Annotated in this window: 18 protein-coding genes; 12 read left to right on the top strand and 6 right to left on the bottom strand. The window is 55.8% G+C overall.

Features of this window, described 5'->3' with window-relative positions; all coding sequences use genetic code 11:
- Positions 1 to 141 precede the first annotated feature (141 nt).
- Together IB257_RS06200 and IB257_RS06195 are read left to right on the top strand one after the other, a co-directional pair.
- A complete protein-coding gene (locus IB257_RS06200) occupies positions 142 to 1113 on the top strand; it encodes a LysR family transcriptional regulator (protein ID WP_192492038.1) in 972 nt (323 codons plus the stop codon).
- Between the two features lie 154 nt (positions 1114 to 1267).
- Positions 1268 to 2068 carry a hypothetical protein gene (locus IB257_RS06195; protein WP_192492037.1) on the top strand — a complete coding sequence of 267 codons (801 nt, stop codon included), beginning with the start codon at positions 1268 to 1270 and terminating at the stop codon, positions 2066 to 2068.
- 83 nt (positions 2069 to 2151) lie between these two features.
- Here the strand turns inward: IB257_RS06195 and IB257_RS06190 are convergent, their stop codons facing one another.
- A complete protein-coding gene (locus IB257_RS06190) occupies positions 2152 to 2481 on the bottom strand; it encodes a YciI family protein (protein ID WP_192492036.1) in 330 nt (109 codons plus the stop codon).
- A gap of 386 nt (positions 2482 to 2867) precedes the next feature.
- On the opposite strand from IB257_RS06190, the gene IB257_RS06185 reads away from it, so the two are divergent.
- The 8 genes from IB257_RS06185 to IB257_RS06150 all read left to right on the top strand — a co-directional run bounded on the left by IB257_RS06185 (position 2868) and on the right by IB257_RS06150 (position 11909).
- Complete coding sequence (locus IB257_RS06185; RefSeq protein WP_192492035.1) at positions 2868 to 3953, top strand: type I restriction endonuclease; 1086 nt, start codon at positions 2868 to 2870, stop codon at positions 3951 to 3953.
- 128 nt (positions 3954 to 4081) lie between these two features.
- On the top strand, positions 4082 to 5119 hold the full coding sequence (locus tag IB257_RS06180; RefSeq protein WP_192492034.1) for a DUF4917 family protein: 1038 nt from the start codon (positions 4082 to 4084) through the stop codon (positions 5117 to 5119).
- 109 nt (positions 5120 to 5228) lie between these two features.
- Positions 5229 to 6233: a hypothetical protein gene (locus IB257_RS06175; protein ID WP_192492033.1), complete on the top strand. Its 1005-nt coding sequence runs from the start codon at positions 5229 to 5231 to the stop codon at positions 6231 to 6233.
- Between the two features lie 616 nt (positions 6234 to 6849).
- A complete protein-coding gene (locus tag IB257_RS06170) occupies positions 6850 to 7719 on the top strand; it encodes a hypothetical protein (RefSeq protein WP_192492032.1) in 870 nt (289 codons plus the stop codon).
- 247 nt (positions 7720 to 7966) lie between these two features.
- Positions 7967 to 8404: a hypothetical protein gene (locus IB257_RS06165; protein ID WP_192492031.1), complete on the top strand. Its 438-nt coding sequence runs from the start codon at positions 7967 to 7969 to the stop codon at positions 8402 to 8404.
- Positions 8405 to 8408: 4 nt separating this feature from the next.
- Positions 8409 to 8780, top strand: coding sequence for a hypothetical protein (locus IB257_RS06160; protein WP_192492030.1), 372 nt, complete (start codon positions 8409 to 8411; stop codon positions 8778 to 8780).
- 261 nt (positions 8781 to 9041) lie between these two features.
- Positions 9042 to 10289: an abortive infection family protein gene (locus IB257_RS06155; RefSeq protein WP_225588748.1), complete on the top strand. Its 1248-nt coding sequence runs from the start codon at positions 9042 to 9044 to the stop codon at positions 10287 to 10289.
- A 213-nt stretch (positions 10290 to 10502) separates the two neighbouring features.
- A complete protein-coding gene (locus tag IB257_RS06150) occupies positions 10503 to 11909 on the top strand; it encodes an FRG domain-containing protein (protein ID WP_192492029.1) in 1407 nt (468 codons plus the stop codon).
- A 174-nt stretch (positions 11910 to 12083) separates the two neighbouring features.
- Here IB257_RS06150 and IB257_RS06145 read toward each other — a convergent pair whose 3' ends face one another.
- The 3 genes from IB257_RS06145 to IB257_RS06135 all read right to left on the bottom strand — a co-directional run bounded on the left by IB257_RS06145 (position 12084) and on the right by IB257_RS06135 (position 14454).
- Positions 12084 to 12383, bottom strand: a complete 300-nt coding sequence (locus IB257_RS06145) for a hypothetical protein (protein WP_225588747.1) — start codon at positions 12381 to 12383, stop codon at positions 12084 to 12086.
- Between the two features lie 528 nt (positions 12384 to 12911).
- On the bottom strand, positions 12912 to 13487 hold the full coding sequence (locus IB257_RS06140; RefSeq protein WP_192492027.1) for a hypothetical protein: 576 nt from the start codon (positions 13485 to 13487) through the stop codon (positions 12912 to 12914).
- Positions 13488 to 13593: 106 nt separating this feature from the next.
- A complete protein-coding gene (locus IB257_RS06135) occupies positions 13594 to 14454 on the bottom strand; it encodes an SAM-dependent methyltransferase (protein WP_192492026.1) in 861 nt (286 codons plus the stop codon).
- A gap of 230 nt (positions 14455 to 14684) precedes the next feature.
- On the opposite strand from IB257_RS06135, the gene IB257_RS06130 reads away from it, so the two are divergent.
- Both IB257_RS06130 and IB257_RS06125 read left to right on the top strand, forming a co-directional pair.
- Positions 14685 to 15089, top strand: coding sequence for a VOC family protein (locus IB257_RS06130; protein WP_192492025.1), 405 nt, complete (start codon positions 14685 to 14687; stop codon positions 15087 to 15089).
- Positions 15090 to 15123: 34 nt separating this feature from the next.
- Entirely contained in the window at positions 15124 to 15753 is a 630-nt protein-coding gene (locus tag IB257_RS06125; protein ID WP_192492024.1) for a LysE family translocator, read from the top strand.
- An 87-nt stretch (positions 15754 to 15840) separates the two neighbouring features.
- Here IB257_RS06125 and IB257_RS06120 read toward each other — a convergent pair whose 3' ends face one another.
- Together IB257_RS06120 and IB257_RS06115 are read right to left on the bottom strand one after the other, a co-directional pair.
- Positions 15841 to 17010, bottom strand: coding sequence for a CMD domain protein (locus IB257_RS06120; protein ID WP_192492023.1), 1170 nt, complete (start codon positions 17008 to 17010; stop codon positions 15841 to 15843).
- 18 nt (positions 17011 to 17028) lie between these two features.
- Positions 17029 to 18324, bottom strand: coding sequence for an acyl-CoA thioesterase/bile acid-CoA:amino acid N-acyltransferase family protein (locus IB257_RS06115; RefSeq protein ID WP_192492022.1), 1296 nt, complete (start codon positions 18322 to 18324; stop codon positions 17029 to 17031).
- Positions 18325 to 18326: the final 2 nt, after the last annotated feature.

Genomic DNA, 18326 nt, shown 5'->3' with positions numbered 1-18326 from the left:
TGCTGTCCGTTCGAAGGGTACGGGCTGCTCGCATTCGGCGGCAAATCACACTTTCCGCATTTGGCATTACCGTTTGGTTATGATTGGCGGCTTGCGCCGTTACCTGATGGCGACCGATCCCCCCGTCTTCCCATTCCCGATATGTCCGCCAACACGCCGTCCGACAATTCGATAGAACGCTTTTTCCGCAGCGGCCTGAAGCTTGGGCATCTGCGTATCCTGGTGGCGCTGGGCGAGCTGCGCCAGGTGACTCGGGTGGCCGCCGCGTTCCACGTCACGCAACCTGCCATCTCCAAGCAGATCGCGGAGATCGAGGAGGCGCTGGCCGCGCCGGTCGTGCGCCGTGTAGGCAACGCCATCGAATTGACGCGCATAGGCCGCGTGCTGGTCGAACGCGGGCGCGAGATCCTGCGCCAGATCGAACTGGCGCGGCGCGACGTCAAGGCGCTGGCCTCTGGCACGGCGGGCCACGTGAGATTCGGCGCCGTGGTGACGATTCCCCAACCCCTGATCGCGCATGCCGTCGAGCTGTTCACGCGGCGCGCGCCGAATGCCTCGTTCTCGTTCGTGGAAGCCACGCTCGACCGCCTGCTCAAGATGATGGACGAAGGCAACCTCGACCTGGCCTTGGGCCGCAACCGCGTGACCGGGTATCTGCCAGTGATGCGCCATGAGTCCTTGCATCACGAGCCGTTCGTGTTCGTGGTGGGTACGCGCCACCCATTGGGCGGCCCGGACACCCCAGTGGCCTGGGACGACCTGCAGGACGTGCGCTGGATCACGCCGATGCAGGGTTCGCCCGCCTTTGCGACCATGGTCGAGATCCTGGCCGAACATGGCGTGACCCTGCTTCGTCCGACCATCGAGTCCAGTTCATTGGCGCTGAACCTGTCCTTGCTGCGCGACGGGGGATACGTTTCGATCCTGCCGCTGTCGCTCGCGCGCCGCTACGTACAGCGCGGAACCATGCGGATGCTGCCGCTGCCGCCGCTGGGGCCATTGGGGGAGGCGATTCTGTATTGGCGCGAAGATACGACGACTTCCACCACGGAGCTGTTCGCAGAGTGCTTGCGGGAGTCGTCGGCGGAATTGATCGATGCTGCTGGCGCGTAGCGGCCGATTGTCTTGGGTTGGGCACGGTCCGCCCTAAATGGATCAGGCTTGGTGCGTATACCCTAGACGTTTTGATTATGGCTACCGCGGATGGCAAGACGGCCCGCCGTCGCCTTGGCCGACTTTAGACATCTCAACAGAGCGAGTCCCATTAATGTCCGAACACCACCAGTTCCTGTGCCCCCGCGACCTGCATTTACCGCCGCCCGATTGGCAGGCGCTGGAAACGAAGCTGCTGGAAGGCGGATACGTACTCGAACCGCGCGGAGGCAATATCCCGTATCGAGCGTTGCTGAACCTGAGCTTCGGTCTGGCCACCTTGAACGAAGGCTCGTACCAGTATCAGGAACCGTTGCGCACGACAGGCGACGTGATTGCGATGTACGTGCGGGCGGGGTATCTGCCTGCGGATATTCCCATTCGCCATAACGACACCATGGCCGAAGCTCTGGAGTTGTTGGCCAGCCAAGGCATCACGCCCGGAGAGCTGTATGCGGATAATGAGGGCAGCGATTGGAACAGCCCGCAATACTGCCTGGGGCCTGCGGCAAGACCCTATCTCACTCCTGACACCCAAGCTTCCTATGACGCGGATCCCAGGAATTTTCCGCTGATGCTGCTGGCCTACGACGGCTCTGAGCCGCGCGTGGCGGTGGGGGAAAACCTCTCCGAGCCCAGCTTGCCGGGTTCAGACGTACTGCTGGAGTCGATGCCGCCGTTTGACTCGCATGTTGATTTCATTGGGGCGGCTTACGAGGATCCGGCGGCGCAGTGGCATTGCGCGGAGAATGGTCGTGATTACCGGATACTGGAGTTGGATTGGCAGTACAGCCTGACGATGGGGTTTCGGATGGTTCGGACGGAATGGTTGGATGATGGCAGCGCGAGGGGGCTGGCCAGGCTGATCGAGAGGCTGACCGGGCTGGTCATGGTTTGCAGCCATCGGCATTTGTGAATGCGGGGTAGGGGATAGGCTGCTGGGCTGCCATTGCCTTGTTCTTGCAAGACATAAACCCACGGTGCGAATGAGAACTGCCGCTACGGCTGTTCCAGCGGCCACACCTCAACGACCCCGTGCGCGACGGCGCAGGGTGTTTGCGACACCATCGCTATAGCTTCGGCCATGTCGGCGGCTTCGATGATGGCGAAGCCGGCTACGGGCAAGGGGGATTGCATGAATGGGCCGGGGGCTGTTTCAGTTCGAACAGCCCCGTGGTTACGCACCTGTATTGGCGTGCCTGCAATGCCCATCAATACGCCGTCTTTCTGCAATTCTGAGTCGTGCGCATGCGCTGCGTTTCTAATCGCGACTGGGGTGCGATCGTAACCCTCTTGGTCGCCATATCCGATCGTTACAAACTTTGGCATGGATCGTCTCCTTAACGTGGATGAGATTCCGCGCAGCCAGCAAAACCAATATGCGGAAAATGGTAAAGCATGGGGTGGACTTAGGCACCAGCCCGAGCATGATTTCTCACCTAGTGACGGATCCTAAGGTCTCGGAGACCTACTAGCCGTACTAGAGCTTGAGCGGTGTTGGTGGGACAAGACGCTGCTTGTGCTGGTTGGCGTATTTTTTGGCGTTGCTCCAGCGCCCCATCCTCACTCTGCCCCTAAAGTAAAGTTCGGGTAATATCTGTAGATATTTGTCACGAACTGGCCTGTTCGCGATCACTTTTACCTAGGCGCTTAGATACTTTCTCGAGATTGTGAACCAACGCGAGCGATAGCTCGTACGCAAATTGGAGCAGAGCATGGAGTTGATGGAAAAACTCAGAGGCCTTTCCGAAAAAATTCGTCAACAAGGCCCTGGCATCAAGACCGAAGAGGCGACGAAGAATGCGTTTGTGATGCCGTTCATTCACAACATATTGGGATACGACGTCTTCGATCCCAACGAGGTGACGCCCGAGTTCATTGCCGACGTTGGTACCAAGAAGGGTGAGAAGGTCGACTACGCGATTCTTCAGAATTCACAGATCCAGATCTTGATTGAGTGCAAGAAGTTTGGTGATCCGCTGAACATAAATCACGCCTCTCAGCTGTTCCGCTACTTTCATGTCACGACCGCGAGAGTCTCCATTCTTACCAATGGGCAGGTTTATCAGTTCTATACCGATCTTGATGCGCCCAACAAGATGGACCAGAAGCCATTTCTGGAGCTTGACCTACTCGATATCGACGACTACATCGTCCCCGAACTGAAGAAGCTGACTAAAGGCGCGTTTGATCTGGAGTCGGTCATTAGTGCTGCCGGCGAGCTTAAATATCTGAGTCAGATCAAGAAGATCGTCGCCAATCAATTCGTTGCCCCTGAAGAAGATTTCGTCAAGCTGTTCGCTTCGCGAGTCTATGAGGGCGTGATCACACAACGAGTTCGAGATCAATTTTCCTCATTGACGAAACGTGCGCTTGGTCAATTTTTGAATGACCAGATCAATGAGCGACTTAAGTCTGCGATGAATAGTAATGCGGTCACCTCGGTTGTGGCCGATACGCCTGAAGCTGAAGATATCGGGGATAAGTCAGACGACTTGATTACCACGACGCTGGAGGAAATCGAAGGCTACCACGTGGTCAAAGCAATTGTCCGAGCTGTGGTCGACGTGAAACGGGTCGTTCAACGAGATACGCAAAGCTATATGGGCATACTTCTGGATGACAACAACAGGAAGCCCATTTGTCGTCTTCACTTCAATCGTGCACAGAAGTATGTGGGGGTATTTGACGAGAGTAAGAGTGAAACTCGGCATCCTATCTCATCTATTGATGAAATTTACAATTTCTCTGATGCGCTTAGGAAAACAGTGGGGTTCTATGAAACAGATTTGGCAGCTTAGTGTAGCTGTCGATTTTGCCATGGAAAATAGGCAGTCAGACTACAATTTACCCGGCCAAATTGTAGTCTGACACCTTTATTTCGATCTTGATGTTTTCAATATTATGAATCAAGGGAAATGGTGCTCTGATGAAGCTGGAGAGTTTTGATGATGTTCTTGCATCTATAAAAAAGAACCCGAAGCGCAATTTTAATTTGCTTCTTGGGAACGGTTTTAGTGTTGCGTATGATGCGAAAATATTCTCATATAACGCATTGCATAATTTTGTCACGAAAATAGACAACGAAGATCTCTCGGCAATTCTCGGCGTTATTGAAACGCAGAATTTCGAATTGATCATGCAATATCTTGATAATTTTTCTGCTTTGATAGACGCATTCGGTGCAGACCCAGCGCTCAAAAATCGTGTCGAAGCCGCCAGTGCCAAACTAAAAACAAGCCTTTTGGACGCAGTCAAGGCGTTACATCCCAAGCATGTTTTCAAAGTACCGGAAGATCAGAGTCGGACATGTGCCGAATTTCTCCAAACGTTTGTCAAGACTGGTGGAAATCTATTCTCTACCAATTACGATCTATTGCTGTACTGGGTTTTGATGCGTAATGATCTATTCAAACATGTTGATGGTTGCGGAAGGGAGTTGGTGAACGATACAGGCGAGTATATGAAGCTCGAAGATCAAATTTGGTCTGATCTTATATGGGGGAAGCACCGCAGCACGCAGAATGTTTTTTATCTCCATGGTGCCTTGCCGTTTTTTGATAACGGGGTCGAAGTTATCAAGGAAGAATATACTGTATACAATTATATTCTCGAAAATATTAGTAGGCGAATGGAAAATGGGGAGTATCCCATATTTGTGACCGCCGGGGATGGTCGGCAGAAGTTAACGCATATTACGCACAATCAATATCTTACTTACTGTTATGACAGCTTTTGCCAGGCTGAGGGGTCATTGGTGACGTTTGGTTTTGGATTTGGTCCCTATGACGAGCATATTATAGATGCTATAAATAGGGCTTCGAAACGAAAAGGGCCAAATAAGCTTTGGAGCTTATATATCGGAGTCTATTCGGATGCAGATAGAGAATATATAGAAGGAATTGCAGGTAAATTTCGTTGCAAGATGCATATTTATGATGCCAAGACAGTTAAGGTTTGGCGGTGAATGATTTAGAACATATTGGTCGTGTCACGTTTAATGAAAAATAATTGTCAGATTCCAATTTGGCTGGAGAAATTGTGGTCTGATACTGTTTTTCAGGGATTTAAAAAAAATGAACCAAATCGCTCTCCAAGTTGAAACTCAAACTTCAGCTGTGGCTGATGAGGTTTCTGCTCTCATGGCCGTGGTCCGTCCCATTCTTCAGGGTTTGCTCTTCGGGTTGAAAAGCGAAGTGGTCGCTGAATGTGGTGGTTTAGAAAATATCCGCCTTTTCATGCTTCCGCGGGTGTACCGCCCGGGTTTTGGTGATTGTGGAATTTGCTTCGAGTATGCGGCACACGACGCTATTAATAGAAAAGTTCCATCGGTCGTGGAGAAGGTGTCCGAAAGCCTTGCTCGGTACTGCCGAGTTCCGGGAAGCGATACTGCGTCGATCCTCTTCGGAGCAGAAAAGACGGGTGCTTTGCAGGTAATTGGGTCCCCGGCCAATTTATTGACGGACGAGTCTAGAGTTCTAACAGGTGTTCAAGCCCAGCCGCCAAAGCTAAAACAGTACATTCAGACGCTGACAGATGCCTTTCGGCGGAGCTCTCAGCGCGAGTTGCTCCCCAGTAGTATCTCGGGGCTTTGGAAAGCAGATCTTTTCCTCGGTAATCGCGATAGTGACCGGTGGGTAGGAACCACCGTCAAAATTAACAGGGCTCACTTAGAAGGCGCAGCAGGGCTACGGATTGGCATCGTACCGGCACGCCACGGATCAGGAGACGGAATTAGCTTCGATGACGCTAAAAATCTCGTGATTTGTCCGCTCCCTTATGATGGCGAGTTCATGGAAATTTTCTATACAGGGTGGACAATAGTGCAGCAATTTTTGGCGGCCGATGCAAAAGTACCACCTCCCGCATCCCTTCCAATTGGTGCTCATATTATGGTTGCAAAGTTCCTCGAAGATCGCCGCGACTTTCCTGTGCTGGAAGTGATAAGCGCAATGGTGCCCGTGGCACAACCCGGTCTTCTGCAGACACACAACCTGCTAGGCATAACGTCGATTCAAACTGCAACGGAACAGGATGCAGTGCAAAATGTGATTGCTCCCCAGCCAATGACAAGTGTCTAAGGAATAAAAGAAGCTGTGAATAAAGGTGTCTGACTACAATTTAAATGGCCAAATTGTAGTCAGACACCTTTTCTCATCTAAATGTCTACTTTCGGCCACGAAGCGACGTTCGGTTGGTATTGCGTACGGCTGAAACTCGAAGTGCTTCGGTCATTTGCCGCGTTTGGTGCCGGCTACTTTGCGCAACTAGCAACCGCATCGGTCGCGTTGCACACGACTCTCCGCCGTCCAACGTTGGTGCCGACTAAACGTGAATAGGCGGCAAGTGCGTGACGGCAATTTCTTCCGGTACCATCCGCGCACCGCGTGAACGATGCCGTTGACCGATTGCTTGCGCTCTCACATGTTGATAGGAGCCGAGCGTTAATCCTTTATAACAACTGGAGCGCCCCGTGGCCACCAAGAGCAAAAAAGAGTTTCGGGTTTTTTTTCATGGCAGAGTGATTCACCAAAGAAGACCAACTCCAACGCTATCCGTGATGCGTTGAAGTGCGCCGCGATGTCCCTAAAGTCCGTATATCCTGATCAAACGATCGTAGTTGACGAGGCCACTCGCAACACGTCCGGAAGTCCCAACATTGCGACGAAGATTCTCAAAAAGATAAACGAGGCAGACATGCTTGTCTGCGACATAACGACGATCGATCCAGAAGCCAAACGGCGTTGCCCAAACCCAAATGTCACTTACGAACTGGGGTTTGCGACGGCGCTGCTCGGGGAAGACCGGATCGTAATGCTGTTCAATACAGCGATTGGCTCTTTCCCAGGAGATCTCCCCTTCGACTTTGTACAGAACAGAGCGAGTCCCTACAAGATGTCCGAACCTATTTCGGCCGACGCGCGTAAAAACCTTGCTAGTCTTATGACTGCGGCGATCAGGGCCGTCATCGATCCAAATCCGAAGACACCCATACAATTGCGCGGATTAAGTCCTGAAAAGATAGAACACGCGCACGACGTCGCGAACATGAAGTGGCTGATGTCGAATCTTCACATCCCGACGGTCGACGAACTGATCAAGGGTCTTCCAAAACACCTTACGACGAAATCGTTGTGGTTTTGGGAGGGCTTCGACGCGGTTGCAAGTAGCAGCCGATTTAGTCTTTATGACAGTGTACTGCGTGACAGCGTAGAGAGATTTCACGACGCCTGGCAAACGGCGCTCGGATTCGATCAACACTACCACGATACTCCGGACAGCCGCCTGCATGTGTTCACCAATCTAGGTGATCTCCCGCTCTCGCCAGGCAAAGAGAAGGCATGGAGGGCTATCGAGACTGCTCGCCGTGAAATGGCTAAAGCTCTCTCGGGTATCTTGTCCAGACTCAGGGATGACTATAAGGAGGTTCGCGTCGATAATCTCAGTGATAAGGCGTGGAAGAAGTACAGAGCGGACATGCGCTCAGTGACGCCAGGCGAAACTATCGCACATACAACACCAAAGTTGTCGAAATCGGCAGGTAAGAAAAAGCAGAAAAAGTCGTAAAGTGCCAGCGGCGACCGGTGGCATAGATTTTCTATCGGACATCGGCGATAACACGTCAATTGTCTTCATTGGGTCGGAAGCGGTCTGTCTCCAAGACAGCTCCCGGCCACTAGCTGTCGTTCGATATCGACGCGCTGATTGCCTATTAATCACCACTTATTTTACAAATAGAATTTATGAAAAAATTTATATCCTATCGATAAAATCACAAGTGATTTTCAAGCGAACAACTGGAGACTAGGGAGATATGCAGGATTGGTTAACAAACATAAGCTCAATAAGTTCGATTCTAGGGTTGATTATTACGGTATTCCTATTTATTGAGGCTAGGAAAATTCGAGGTTCATTTATCAGGCGCGCTCGTTTACCAGAGCTGAACAAAGAGTTGGCAAAGATGACCTCAGAGGTTTCCAAGCATCTTAAGAACTGGGGCGTCGACAAGGCTCCCGCTCTCGAGTCATTTTCGAAAGTTAAAGCACTTCTTGAAAACATTGAGCCAAAGCTGCCGACTGAAGAGAGGAAGAAAGTCTTGATATTTTTATCCCGACTTGAACCTCGGAAATATTTCTTCATAAAAGCAAACATTGCCCAAATGAGCGAGGACTCTGTATGGAATTTATATACAGATCTAAGTGGCCTGGTTACTTCACTTGAACAGATTATTAAAGACTCGAAATGGGATTAAAAAAATGAACACTGAGAGCAAGACTACGCTGCTTTTGACGAAGCTGATCCGTGAAACATCTACCGGGAAAGTTCGTTGGGAGGTCCGAGACGCCCCAAAATCGCTCAACCAAGCTACCGAACAGGTTGTCCCTCTGTATTTGCAAACAGAGTACAAAGGAAAATCTCTCGGCCTCTATGAGGTTAGATCAAAGTACTTTCATGATGAAGACGTGTTTTCCTGGTCGGAGGGCATTGGCTTCTGCATTGTAGATGACCAGCAAAGAGTAATTTGGGAGTCAACTCAATACTCGCCTGCGCTGAAGGATCTGTTCGATACAGCTAGAGAACAGGCATCAGGGATTAATGGCATACTCGATGATCTCTTAGATGGATAAAATCTGGCCGCCTAATATCTCCTTTTTATGTGGCAGTTTTACTTCCGGCACCCGCTTTGGGGTGTCATCGGCTGGTCACTAAGAGTGGTTGACGGCCAATCGCTGCCGTCGGAATACGTCAACTCAATTATTGCTTCAGCCTGGGGATAGCCCTTTCTATATCGGATAAAATCCCGACGGGCGCCGAAATTGGACATTAAAACGGGTACGTAGGCTAAGCTTCGATTGCTCTCATTCGACACAGATATATAGGATAGCCCCTTGGAGAACTCCGCGCTTGAGGAAACGCTAGCAACTGTACACGCCCTTCTCAGTTCAGAGGGAATGTTCGAAGCCGCGGCTCTCGTTCGAAACTACCCTGCGCGTGCGGAGCAAACCGGTTACGACAACTGGAACGGTGGTACGGAAATTTGGGAGATACAGATATCCGTACCTGCGAAAGAATTCGCTCGACTGGGAGCGAAGCGTCCTCAGCTTGAGGAGCAAATTTCAGCGCGTATCAAGACAGTTTTGGAGTCAGAGACGCAAAACTGGTACACAGCAAAGATTCTTCCTCAACGCGAACAGCGTAAGGATTGGCGTACCGATAACCTGGGCATTCCACGCGAGGTAAGGACCAACATTTTGGATGGTCTGAGATTGGAGCGCGTAGCATGGAATGGCGCCCTCGATGACGTCGAGTTCCTGAGCCGGCTCTATGACTTGCAAGCACTACCCTCGCACGATAGTCGATTCAAAGATGCAGCAGGGGATATTTGGCAGCACCGGTTCAACAACGACGACTGGGATCAGGACTGGATCTTCTCGGATGAGCGATTCGGCCTCAAAGACGGTTCGACGGAGCAGTTCCTCCGATTTCTTTGTGAAGTGGTCCATCCGGTTGTCCGCCCCGACCGTGAAGAGGCCGTGAAGCTCGTATCCCATTTCAATAAGCAGTTGCGGCAAATTGGATGGGAGATTTATGAGATTGAACAGATTGCAGGTCGACCGCGGTTTGCATTCGCCGAACTGACACACCACCATGGAGGCCATGCTGTCCTTCGGGCCAGGAACGTTGCTGACGCTCTGAATGCTGGCTGGATGGCTAAGGAGATTGAACGTCTTGAGAATGGAATTGACCGCGATCCAGCTCTGGCTATTGGAACCGCCAAAGAGCTAGTTGAAACTTGTTGCAAGACAATTCTCACCAAGCGTGGCGTTGTTTTCACAAAGTCCGAAGACCTTGGGGAACTGACCAAGAAACTGACCAAGGAATTGCAGTTGGTGCCCGAGGGCATCTCCGATGAGGCAAAAGGCGCGGAGAACATTAAGCTGATACTCCGTAACCTGACCCAGCTAACAAACAACCTTGCGCAACTGCGCGGGCTGTATGGAACTGGTCATGGTCGGGATGGAAATCATCGTGGTCTTCAGCCGCGACACGCACGGCTTGCGGTTGCGTCCGCAGTTGCATTCATTGACTTCGTCTCAGAGACGTACCGGCAGCGTGAAAGCACAAAGACCAAGTAGCTCGTACTACTGCTGTCTACGCGGCAGTACGCCCGGATTGTCTAAGCAGGCGCCCACGGGGCCTTGTCGACAAAACGGCGAACGCAATGAGCCTCGACATTTCCAACTTGCCCGCTCATCCTCTCTTCAACAGAGCGAAATGAAAATATAAGTGCTGGCAAGACTGTGCTGCGACGTTGATCTACGCAAGAAAGAACGGGACAAGGACACATAGTGCAAAGCTTCAATTACATCTCTTTCGGGAACTGGGAGTATCTCGCGGAGAAGGGCAATGAGATCACAATGGGCCGCGGGCGCATGTTCGAATACACGCCATCCGATATCGAGAAGCGGCTTGAAAGCCTGGATTCCGCGGCGATCACCTTTCTCGAAAAGCTGCCGACCTTCTTGTGTAGCGAGATCGAGCAAGCTAGAAACGGCGTCTCGATGTTTATCAAATACGGTCGAATTTCCCACACTACGCCCGGGCCGAAGGAAGTTTCCACCGTTTTCAACACATTGATCGATTTCGGTGAGATCGAGTTCAGCGACATCAACGCAGCTCGGATGATATTTGGCGCGGATCGATTCCAGCTTCACCGCACTCACTGGGCTGTCCGTGAAGGCGACCCGCAGATGGTGCTGCAACGATTGGCCACTATCAATCCCGCCCTTGCTCATCTCGTCGTGAAGCGTGAGACGCCCCGCGCCGATGATGCAACGGCCCAGCCTCCGCCGCGCGACAAAAAAATCCTTGGCGTCGCCGAGAGCGTGGAGTCCTTCCTTCAATTGCTCTACGCCTCACCGGAAAAAGTCGCGACCGAAGCTTTCTTCCGAGGCCATAGTGATGCCCGTTATGAGCTGACGCCGTCAGTGCTGCGCAAATGGGAAAATGGTGACTGGCAGTTCATGCCGAGAGAGGACCGACTCTGCAAGGAACTACTAATTGCGCACCACGATGAGTTTCAAGGTGATCAGTATTGCTTTGACCGTCTCGTGCGCATGCAGCACTACGGATTACCAACGAGACTGCTTGACATCTCTAGCAATCCCCTGGTGGCGCTTTTCTTTGCCTGCTCTTGCAAAGCGGACCAAGCGGGACTTGACGGTGAGGTCATCGTCTTCCAAGTCGTGTCGGAATTGGTGAAATACTATGACTCGGACACCGTTAGTTGCCTTTCAAATCTATCTAACCTCACATATGCACAGAAGAACGGCATCGATCTTGGCCTCGATAGAGACGCGTTTAATGTAACGGCCGTCGCAAAGAAATTGCTCCACCATATCAAGGCGGAGAAGGGGTTTTTCGAAGGGCGGATTGTCCCGGACGACCTAAGGTCGATCATCTGCGTGAAGGCAAAACGCACGAATACGCGCATCAAATCACAGTCCGGCGCATTCCTGCTGTTCGGGCACGAGGCTGCGCTTCCTGATGCCGGCCAAGATGGTATTGAAATTACTCGGGTCACGATCCGGAACAAGGCACACATTCTTGAACAGCTTGATCGAATTAACATCAACGCCACAACCGTCTATCCGAGCATCGACCAAACCGCCATTCATTTGCGGGATCAGTATCAGTCACCACGACCTGGCAAAACGGACGCTGCTGCGGCGGCCAACGACTTTCCAGAATCCTGACGCGACGGCTGCCACGTGTAGTCAAGCCACTTTTAGCTGCTGCAAATAGTTCAAGGAACAGAGCCGATGTCCGCTAGGGGCGTAAGCTGACTCTCGTGTATCTGACGCTCTGGGTGTGCTATCGCGAGTCAGGAAATAATGGTGTCAAAATACCATTTCGTCTACCGTATGTAGTCAGTCGTCGCCCAGCGCACTTTGCCCAAAATTGGATTCGTCCAGATTCAACCCCACAAGGTCCGCCATATGATCGCAAAGGCTTTCAATTCCGCTGATCAAATTTGACATTATCCAAGCATCCAGCGGTTGCGCGCCACTAGTCTCAGGCTCATTCACCCTGTTCCCCACGATTCGAGCAATAGCCCAAATCGCGGCATTCGCACGTTCCATTTTTCGAAGATCAGCAAACCGCACAGTGCAAAATTCTGGATCGTCTGGCGTAGCCCATCGGTCATGAGTCAAAGGGTGATCGTCCATCAGAGTCGCTCCAGTATTGACGTAATAAAGAGAAGGCAGTCGCCATTGCAGCGACCATGTCGTCCGTCTTTTCCAGCTGTCAATCTGGGCCATCTTTGAGGGATTGCGATGCGAGTATCGAGTCCGACGGGCATCGCAATCAAGCGTGACCCGTGCCAAATTGAGCGCACTTGAACCGAAATCCACGCCATGTGTTGCGGCCGTTTCCAATTCAGGCCCAGGTCACGCCGGCTCAGTCGTCATCTCCATCCCTTACACTTACCCCGATCACCAGGGAGCGATATGTCGATTCAAAAATTAGGCCGTTGCAGCATCCTCTTGTTCCTTGCCGCCTTGAGCTCAGGTTGCTCGTTAGGCGGGGAGTGCACATGGAACCGCAGCAGTTGCATGTATGACGGCAAGTATGAACCGGGCGAGGAAGATTACGCGGAAGCTGAGGCGAAGCGTCTGAACAAGGACTCGACTGATCGGTTGCGCCGAAGCTCCGGCAATTGATCCACGGATCGAGCTTTCTAAGCTCGTGAGGTCCTAGCCAGAGACTTGCCAGTCGCGAAACTGCTTGAACAAGCGAAACCCCACATAGGTTTCGCTCCTGAGCCAGCGCCGCCGGTAGTAGCAATCCCAGTAGCTGGTCATGCGTTGTTGCGCCAGATCCAGAAAGGCCGGATTGTCCCGAAGAACCGTTCCATAGGCGCGCTTGTCCAGCAAGGGCAAGCGCGCCTCGATGTCCTGCAGGATTTCAACGACGTATTCGCTGCAGAGCTGCACCACGAACGGTACAACCCAAGGCTCGGATGCCCCTGCCAGCCGCTCAATTTGGCGCTGGCGTACGTGGCCGTCATGATGGCGTGACTGTATGCACGCGTAGATCAGTGCCTGGGGTTCGTCCAGCTTGGAGGACAAGGAGTCGCTGCCCTCATGCTGAACGCGATAGGGCAGTGCCAAGGGCTCGTCCTGCACAATGACGGACAAACCGCGGCCGCTCATGACCGAGGGGCAGATCTCCTCGGCGATATGTGTTGTTTCGGCTCGCAATCGTGCTGGGAAGGCCGCTGTTAGCAGCGCCGTCTGCTCAGGGGCGGCCTTGCGCGGGCGAGAGGGCATGTGGGGATAGCTGCTTGAATGGCGTTCAGCGTGTCATGCAGTGCGTCTGGCGGAAGACTGCGGCACGCACGGATGCTGACGCTGCGGCCTGAAGCAGGACAGGCGCTTACGCCGCCGCCTCTGCCGGCTGCGGCACAAAGAACCGATCCTTCAATTCCTGCAACCCAATCCTATCCAGCATCTCCGTCAGCCTCTCAGCCGCCTTCCTCCGCGGCAAATCCTTGTACTGCGCAATGATGAGTTCATTCTTCATCGAATGCTCCCACCCCACCAGCTCAGTCACGCTGACCTGATACCCATGCGCTTCCAGCTGCAAGCACCGCAGCACATTCGTGATCTGGCTACCGAATTCCCGTGTATGCAACGGATGCCGCCAGATTTCAGCCAGCGGATCGGCCAGCGCCTTCGCCTTGTTCTTGCGCAGCATCGAGGCCACTTCCGCCTGGCAGCAGGGCACGACGACGATGTACTTGGCCTTCTTCTCCAAGGCGAAGTGGATCGCGTCGTCGGTGGCGGTGTTGCAGGCGTGCAGGGCGGTGACGACGTCGATCGTGGCGGGCAGCTTGTCCGACGTGATGGAATCGGCGACGGACAGGTTCAGGAACGACATGCCGCCAAACCCCAGCCGTTTGGCCAGTTCTTCCGACGACTTAACCAGTTCTTCGCGGGTTTCGATGCCGTAGATGTGGGAGCCGTTCTTCAGCGCCTCGGGCTGTTCCTTGAAGAACAGGTCGTAGAGGATGAAGCCCAGGTACGACTTGCCCGCGCCATGGTCGGCCAGGGTGACGGCGCCGCGTTGTTGCTGGACGTCTTTGAGCAGTGGTTCGATGAACTGGAACAGATGGTAGACCTGTTTGAGCTTGCGGCGGCTGTCCTGGTTCATCTTGCCGTCGCGGGTCAGGATGTGCAGGGCCTTGAGCAGTTCGATCGACTGGCCGGGGCGGATGTCGTGGGTTTTGTCGGACATGGGGTAAGGCAATGCGCCCCGCGATGGGCGGGGCGCACGAGTAGGCGGAAAGCGTCAGTTTAACGAAAACGCCGCCGACGCTGGCGAACCGGGAAAACCAGCCGCGGACTGTGCGGTATCTGGCGATCCAGATTATCTGGCAGGCGAGTAACATGCGCGATGCGATTGAGGCATGTCATGCATTTCTGAAAGCGCCTGACCCCCAGGGCAGGCGCAGGGAGAATCGTCAAATGTTCAGCCATATCACTGTCGGGACGCGAGATCTTGAACGTGCGGGCCGTTTTTATGACGCGGTGCTGCTTCCGCTTGGATTGAAGCGTCGCGTTGTCACGCCGGATGGCGGGCCCTTGGCGCTTTGCTGGGTGACCGGTCAGGCGCTGCTGCCGCGCTTCTACGTCTACATGCCTTACGACGGCGAGCCGGCGTCGGCGGGCAATGGCAGCATGGTCGCTTTTCTGGCGCCTACGCAGGAAGCCGTGAGCACGGCCCATGCGGGCGGTCTGGCGCAGGGCGGGACTGACGAAGGCGCGCCGGGCGCGCGTCCTCATTACGGTGACGGCTACTTCGGCGCATATCTGCGCGATCCCGACGGCAACAAGGTCCATATCGTTCATCGCGGAGACCTCCCGCTGTAAGGCGTAGAGGCCCGACATCCCTGGGGAAACGCAAATGCTCGTGAGTCAGCTCGCTCTTGTGTACGGCACCTATCTGATCGCCACGGCCAGTCCCGGACCCAGCAATATGGCGATCATGGCAACCGCGATGCGTCACGGCCGTGTGCCGGCGCTTGCGCTGGCGGCGGGCGTCATTACGGGCTCGTTGTTTTGGGCGACGCTGGCTGCGACTGGGATTTCCGCCGTGCTGGCGGCTTCCGCCCAGGCGCTATTCATCATTAAGGTGGTGGGGGGAGTCTATCTGCTCTACCTGGCGTTCCGCAGCGCCAGGTCGGCGTTGAGGTGGGGCGCGGCCTTTGCGAAGGTGGAAACGGGGCGCGCGACGCCGCGCTATCGGGTGCTCTACCGCCAGGGCGTGCTGATGCATATCGGCAACCCCAAGGCGGTGCTGGCCTGGATGGCGATCATGTCGCTGGGGCTGGGGGAGAGCGCGTCGAACGGCACTTTGCCCGCGATTATTGGAGGTTGCGCGTTGCTCGGCGTGATGGTGTTTGGCGGCTATGCGATCGCGTTCTCGACTGCGCCAATGATTGCGCTGTACGCCAGGCTGCGGCGCTGGATCGAAGGGACGGTGGCCGTGGTGTTTGGCGTTGCGGGCGTCAAGCTGCTGACCTGGCAACGTTGATGGGGCCGCATGTCAGCGCCGGCCAGCGCCGGCGATGACAAGCTCCAGGCAAAGCGTCCAGCACGCAAGCGGCCGGACGCCGCCGGATCAAGCCTGCGGGAAAACCGGCTCGCCCAGGTTCAGCATCAAGCGATTCGCCCAGGCGAAGATCGCATCCGAATGCAGCAGATCCAGGATCTCGCCTTCATTCAAGCCCGCATCCTTCAGGGCCTGGATGCTGTCGGCGTTCACCGCGGCAGGCGCTTCGGTGATCTGGATCGAGAACTTCCCGATGGCGAGTTCGCGCGCCGTGGTGCCGGCGGTGGCGGGATCCTCGAACACCTGCGCGATGACCTCGTTGCGCTTGGCCAGCTGTTCGAAACGCTGGGCATGCACGGACGCGCAGTACACGCAGCCGTTGATGCGCGACACGTAGGTCGAACCCAGTTCGCGCTCTGCACGCGACAGTCCACCCGGCGCGTACATGATGGCGTTGAAGGCCGTGGAGCGTTGGCGCAGGATTTCGGGCTGATGCACCAGGAACAGGTAGTAGTCCGAGACCTTGGCCTTGGGGTGGCTTTCTTCCAGGACGGCGACTTGTTCGGGCGTGGCGGTTTCGACGTTGACCACGTCCAGCCAGGCTTTCCATTCCAGCGATTCGTTGGTGAAGCCGTGGGCCTTGATGACGGCGCCGGGTGCGGTGGCGGCAGTGTTGGCGGGGAAGGGCGCGGGCGGGGTGCCGGCGGCGCGCTCGGGCTGGCCTTCCAGGGCCTTCATAGCTTCCAGGCCGGCGACGAGGCGGACCTGGTAGGACAGGAAGGCGACGAGCTGGGACAGCGTGACCACGGCGGGCGTGGAGACGCCGGCGGCGGGCAGGGTCTTGAGCGCGGCTTCGTCGCCTTCGACAGGCTTCTCGATCAGCTTGCGCGTGAATTCCAGGATGGCGGCCAGGCGCGGGGTGGCGGCGTCTGACGGCTTGCCGGATTCGGCGACGGCGATGTCGGCCGGGGTGGCGCCGGCCTCGGCCACGCGCTTGCGGTAGTGCGCGGCCAGCAGCGGCGACGGGGTGATGCGGGTGGCGTACAGCGCGACCAGCAGGCGCTCGGCCAGGGACAGACCGGGCAGCGCGGGGTCGAACAGGGCGTCGTAGCTGCCTTGGGTGGCGGCGGCCACCTTCTCGCGGAAGTGGCGCACTTCGTAGGTCTTGGCGCCCGGGGCCAGGCCGATCAGGCGGTCGACGAGGTCGTCCGTGACGTTGTAGACGATGGGTTCAGCCATGCGGATCTCCTTGATGCTTTACTTGGCGGCGCGCGCTGCGACAGCGGCGTCCAGGAACTGCTTCACGCCTTCCCAGGATTCCTGGTCGGCGCGGGCGTTGTCCTTGGGGTTGCCGCCGCTGGTGCTGATCTTGCCGGACACGGGGTGGGCGTAGACGAGCTGGGTGGTGGGCACGTAGGGGAACAGGATGGAGTGTCCGCCGTTCTCGTAGTCCAGCCACTCGACCGGGTAGGGGTGGTTCACCTCGGCCAGCTTGTCCTGCACCATCTTGGAATAGATGCTGGACGGCCAGGAGCCGTCGTCGGTGCCGGACAGCAGCATGACGGGGCCCTGGATGTCTTCGACCTTGATGCGGGCGCGGGCCACGGCGTCGGGGTCTTGCAGGGCGGTGAGGATGGCTTTCTCGTGGCGGTGCGGCGAGGGGCCTTCGTCGAAGGGCGCCCAGGTGGCGGTGCGGTTGTTTTCCCAGACGTGGGGGATGGGCTTGCCGCCCAAGAGCCACGTGGGGCCTTCGCGGCCGATCTTGGGATCGCAGGCGTTCTGGCCGCTGTGGACCACGGCGCCGGGCACATAGGCGACCACGGCCGAGACTTCCTGGGGGAAGGTCGCGCCCAATAGCAGCACCAGTTCGCCGCCGCGCGACTGGCCGCTGATGGCGACGAAGTCGTGCTTGGGGCTGACCTTCTTGCGCAGCCAGCGCAGGCCGGTCTGGAAGTATTCCAGCGGGGTGTTGGAGATGTAGTCCGACAGGCCGGGCGCCTTGAAGTAGGCCAGCGCGAAGGCGGCGTAGCCGCGGGACGCATACAGCGCCGCGCGCGGTTCGTTGATGCCGCCGCCCGAGCCGTTCAGGATCATGACGGCGGGGAACGGGCCGGGGCCGGGCGGCAGGTACAGCGTGCCGACCAGGCCTTCCTCGCGCACGTCCTGGCGCGTGACGCCGTCAGCCGCCAGGCGCTGAGTGAAGCTGGCCTGGGCCTGCGCGCCGGCGACGCGCGCCACCACGTCGGTGACCAGGGCGTCGGTCACCGGGTGGTTGAAGTGTTCGCGGCTGGACGAGTCCACGGGGGACTGCGACCAGACCAGGCCCATGGGCGCCACGCCGGCGTAGTCGCCGGATACGGGCGCGTCGCGACCCAGGTCGACCGTGCCGTCCGCGCCCGCCACGAAGGCGGCCTGGCTTTGCCAGAGCACGCCGTTGCGGCGGGTCAGGGCGGTGATTTCCACCGTCTGGCCGGGGGCGACGTGTTCGACCCGGATCTGGCGCGGCACGTCGATCAGGTCGACGGCCGGGGTGATGGTCAGGGTGGGCGTCATGG

The organism is Achromobacter sp. ACM03 (assembly GCF_014851665.1).
Lineage (GTDB): Bacteria > Pseudomonadota > Gammaproteobacteria > Burkholderiales > Burkholderiaceae_B > Achromobacter > Achromobacter aegrifaciens.
The sequence above is the reverse complement of the archived record's forward strand: the minus strand, read 5'-3'. Positions and strand labels throughout refer to the sequence as shown.

What these genes read in the sequence shown, in the direction of transcription:
- IB257_RS06200 (WP_192492038.1), top strand. Translation starts at nt 142, where the DNA reads ATGTCCGCCAACACGCCGTCCGACAATTCGATAGAACGCTTTTTCCGC.
- IB257_RS06195 (WP_192492037.1), top strand. Translation starts at nt 1,268, where the DNA reads ATGTCCGAACACCACCAGTTCCTGTGCCCCCGCGACCTGCATTTACCG.
- IB257_RS06190 (WP_192492036.1), bottom strand. Translation starts at nt 2,481, where the DNA reads ATGCCAAAGTTTGTAACGATCGGATATGGCGACCAAGAGGGTTACGAT.
- IB257_RS06185 (WP_192492035.1), top strand. Translation starts at nt 2,868, where the DNA reads ATGGAGTTGATGGAAAAACTCAGAGGCCTTTCCGAAAAAATTCGTCAA.
- IB257_RS06180 (WP_192492034.1), top strand. Translation starts at nt 4,082, where the DNA reads ATGAAGCTGGAGAGTTTTGATGATGTTCTTGCATCTATAAAAAAGAAC.
- IB257_RS06175 (WP_192492033.1), top strand. Translation starts at nt 5,229, where the DNA reads ATGAACCAAATCGCTCTCCAAGTTGAAACTCAAACTTCAGCTGTGGCT.
- IB257_RS06170 (WP_192492032.1), top strand. Translation starts at nt 6,850, where the DNA reads ATGCTTGTCTGCGACATAACGACGATCGATCCAGAAGCCAAACGGCGT.
- IB257_RS06165 (WP_192492031.1), top strand. Translation starts at nt 7,967, where the DNA reads ATGCAGGATTGGTTAACAAACATAAGCTCAATAAGTTCGATTCTAGGG.
- IB257_RS06160 (WP_192492030.1), top strand. Translation starts at nt 8,409, where the DNA reads ATGAACACTGAGAGCAAGACTACGCTGCTTTTGACGAAGCTGATCCGT.
- IB257_RS06145 (WP_225588747.1), bottom strand. Translation starts at nt 12,383, where the DNA reads ATGGACGATCACCCTTTGACTCATGACCGATGGGCTACGCCAGACGAT.
- IB257_RS06140 (WP_192492027.1), bottom strand. Translation starts at nt 13,487, where the DNA reads ATGCCCTCTCGCCCGCGCAAGGCCGCCCCTGAGCAGACGGCGCTGCTA.
- IB257_RS06135 (WP_192492026.1), bottom strand. Translation starts at nt 14,454, where the DNA reads ATGTCCGACAAAACCCACGACATCCGCCCCGGCCAGTCGATCGAACTG.
- IB257_RS06130 (WP_192492025.1), top strand. Translation starts at nt 14,685, where the DNA reads ATGTTCAGCCATATCACTGTCGGGACGCGAGATCTTGAACGTGCGGGC.
- IB257_RS06125 (WP_192492024.1), top strand. Translation starts at nt 15,124, where the DNA reads ATGCTCGTGAGTCAGCTCGCTCTTGTGTACGGCACCTATCTGATCGCC.
- IB257_RS06120 (WP_192492023.1), bottom strand. Translation starts at nt 17,010, where the DNA reads ATGGCTGAACCCATCGTCTACAACGTCACGGACGACCTCGTCGACCGC.
- IB257_RS06115 (WP_192492022.1), bottom strand. Translation starts at nt 18,324, where the DNA reads ATGACGCCCACCCTGACCATCACCCCGGCCGTCGACCTGATCGACGTG.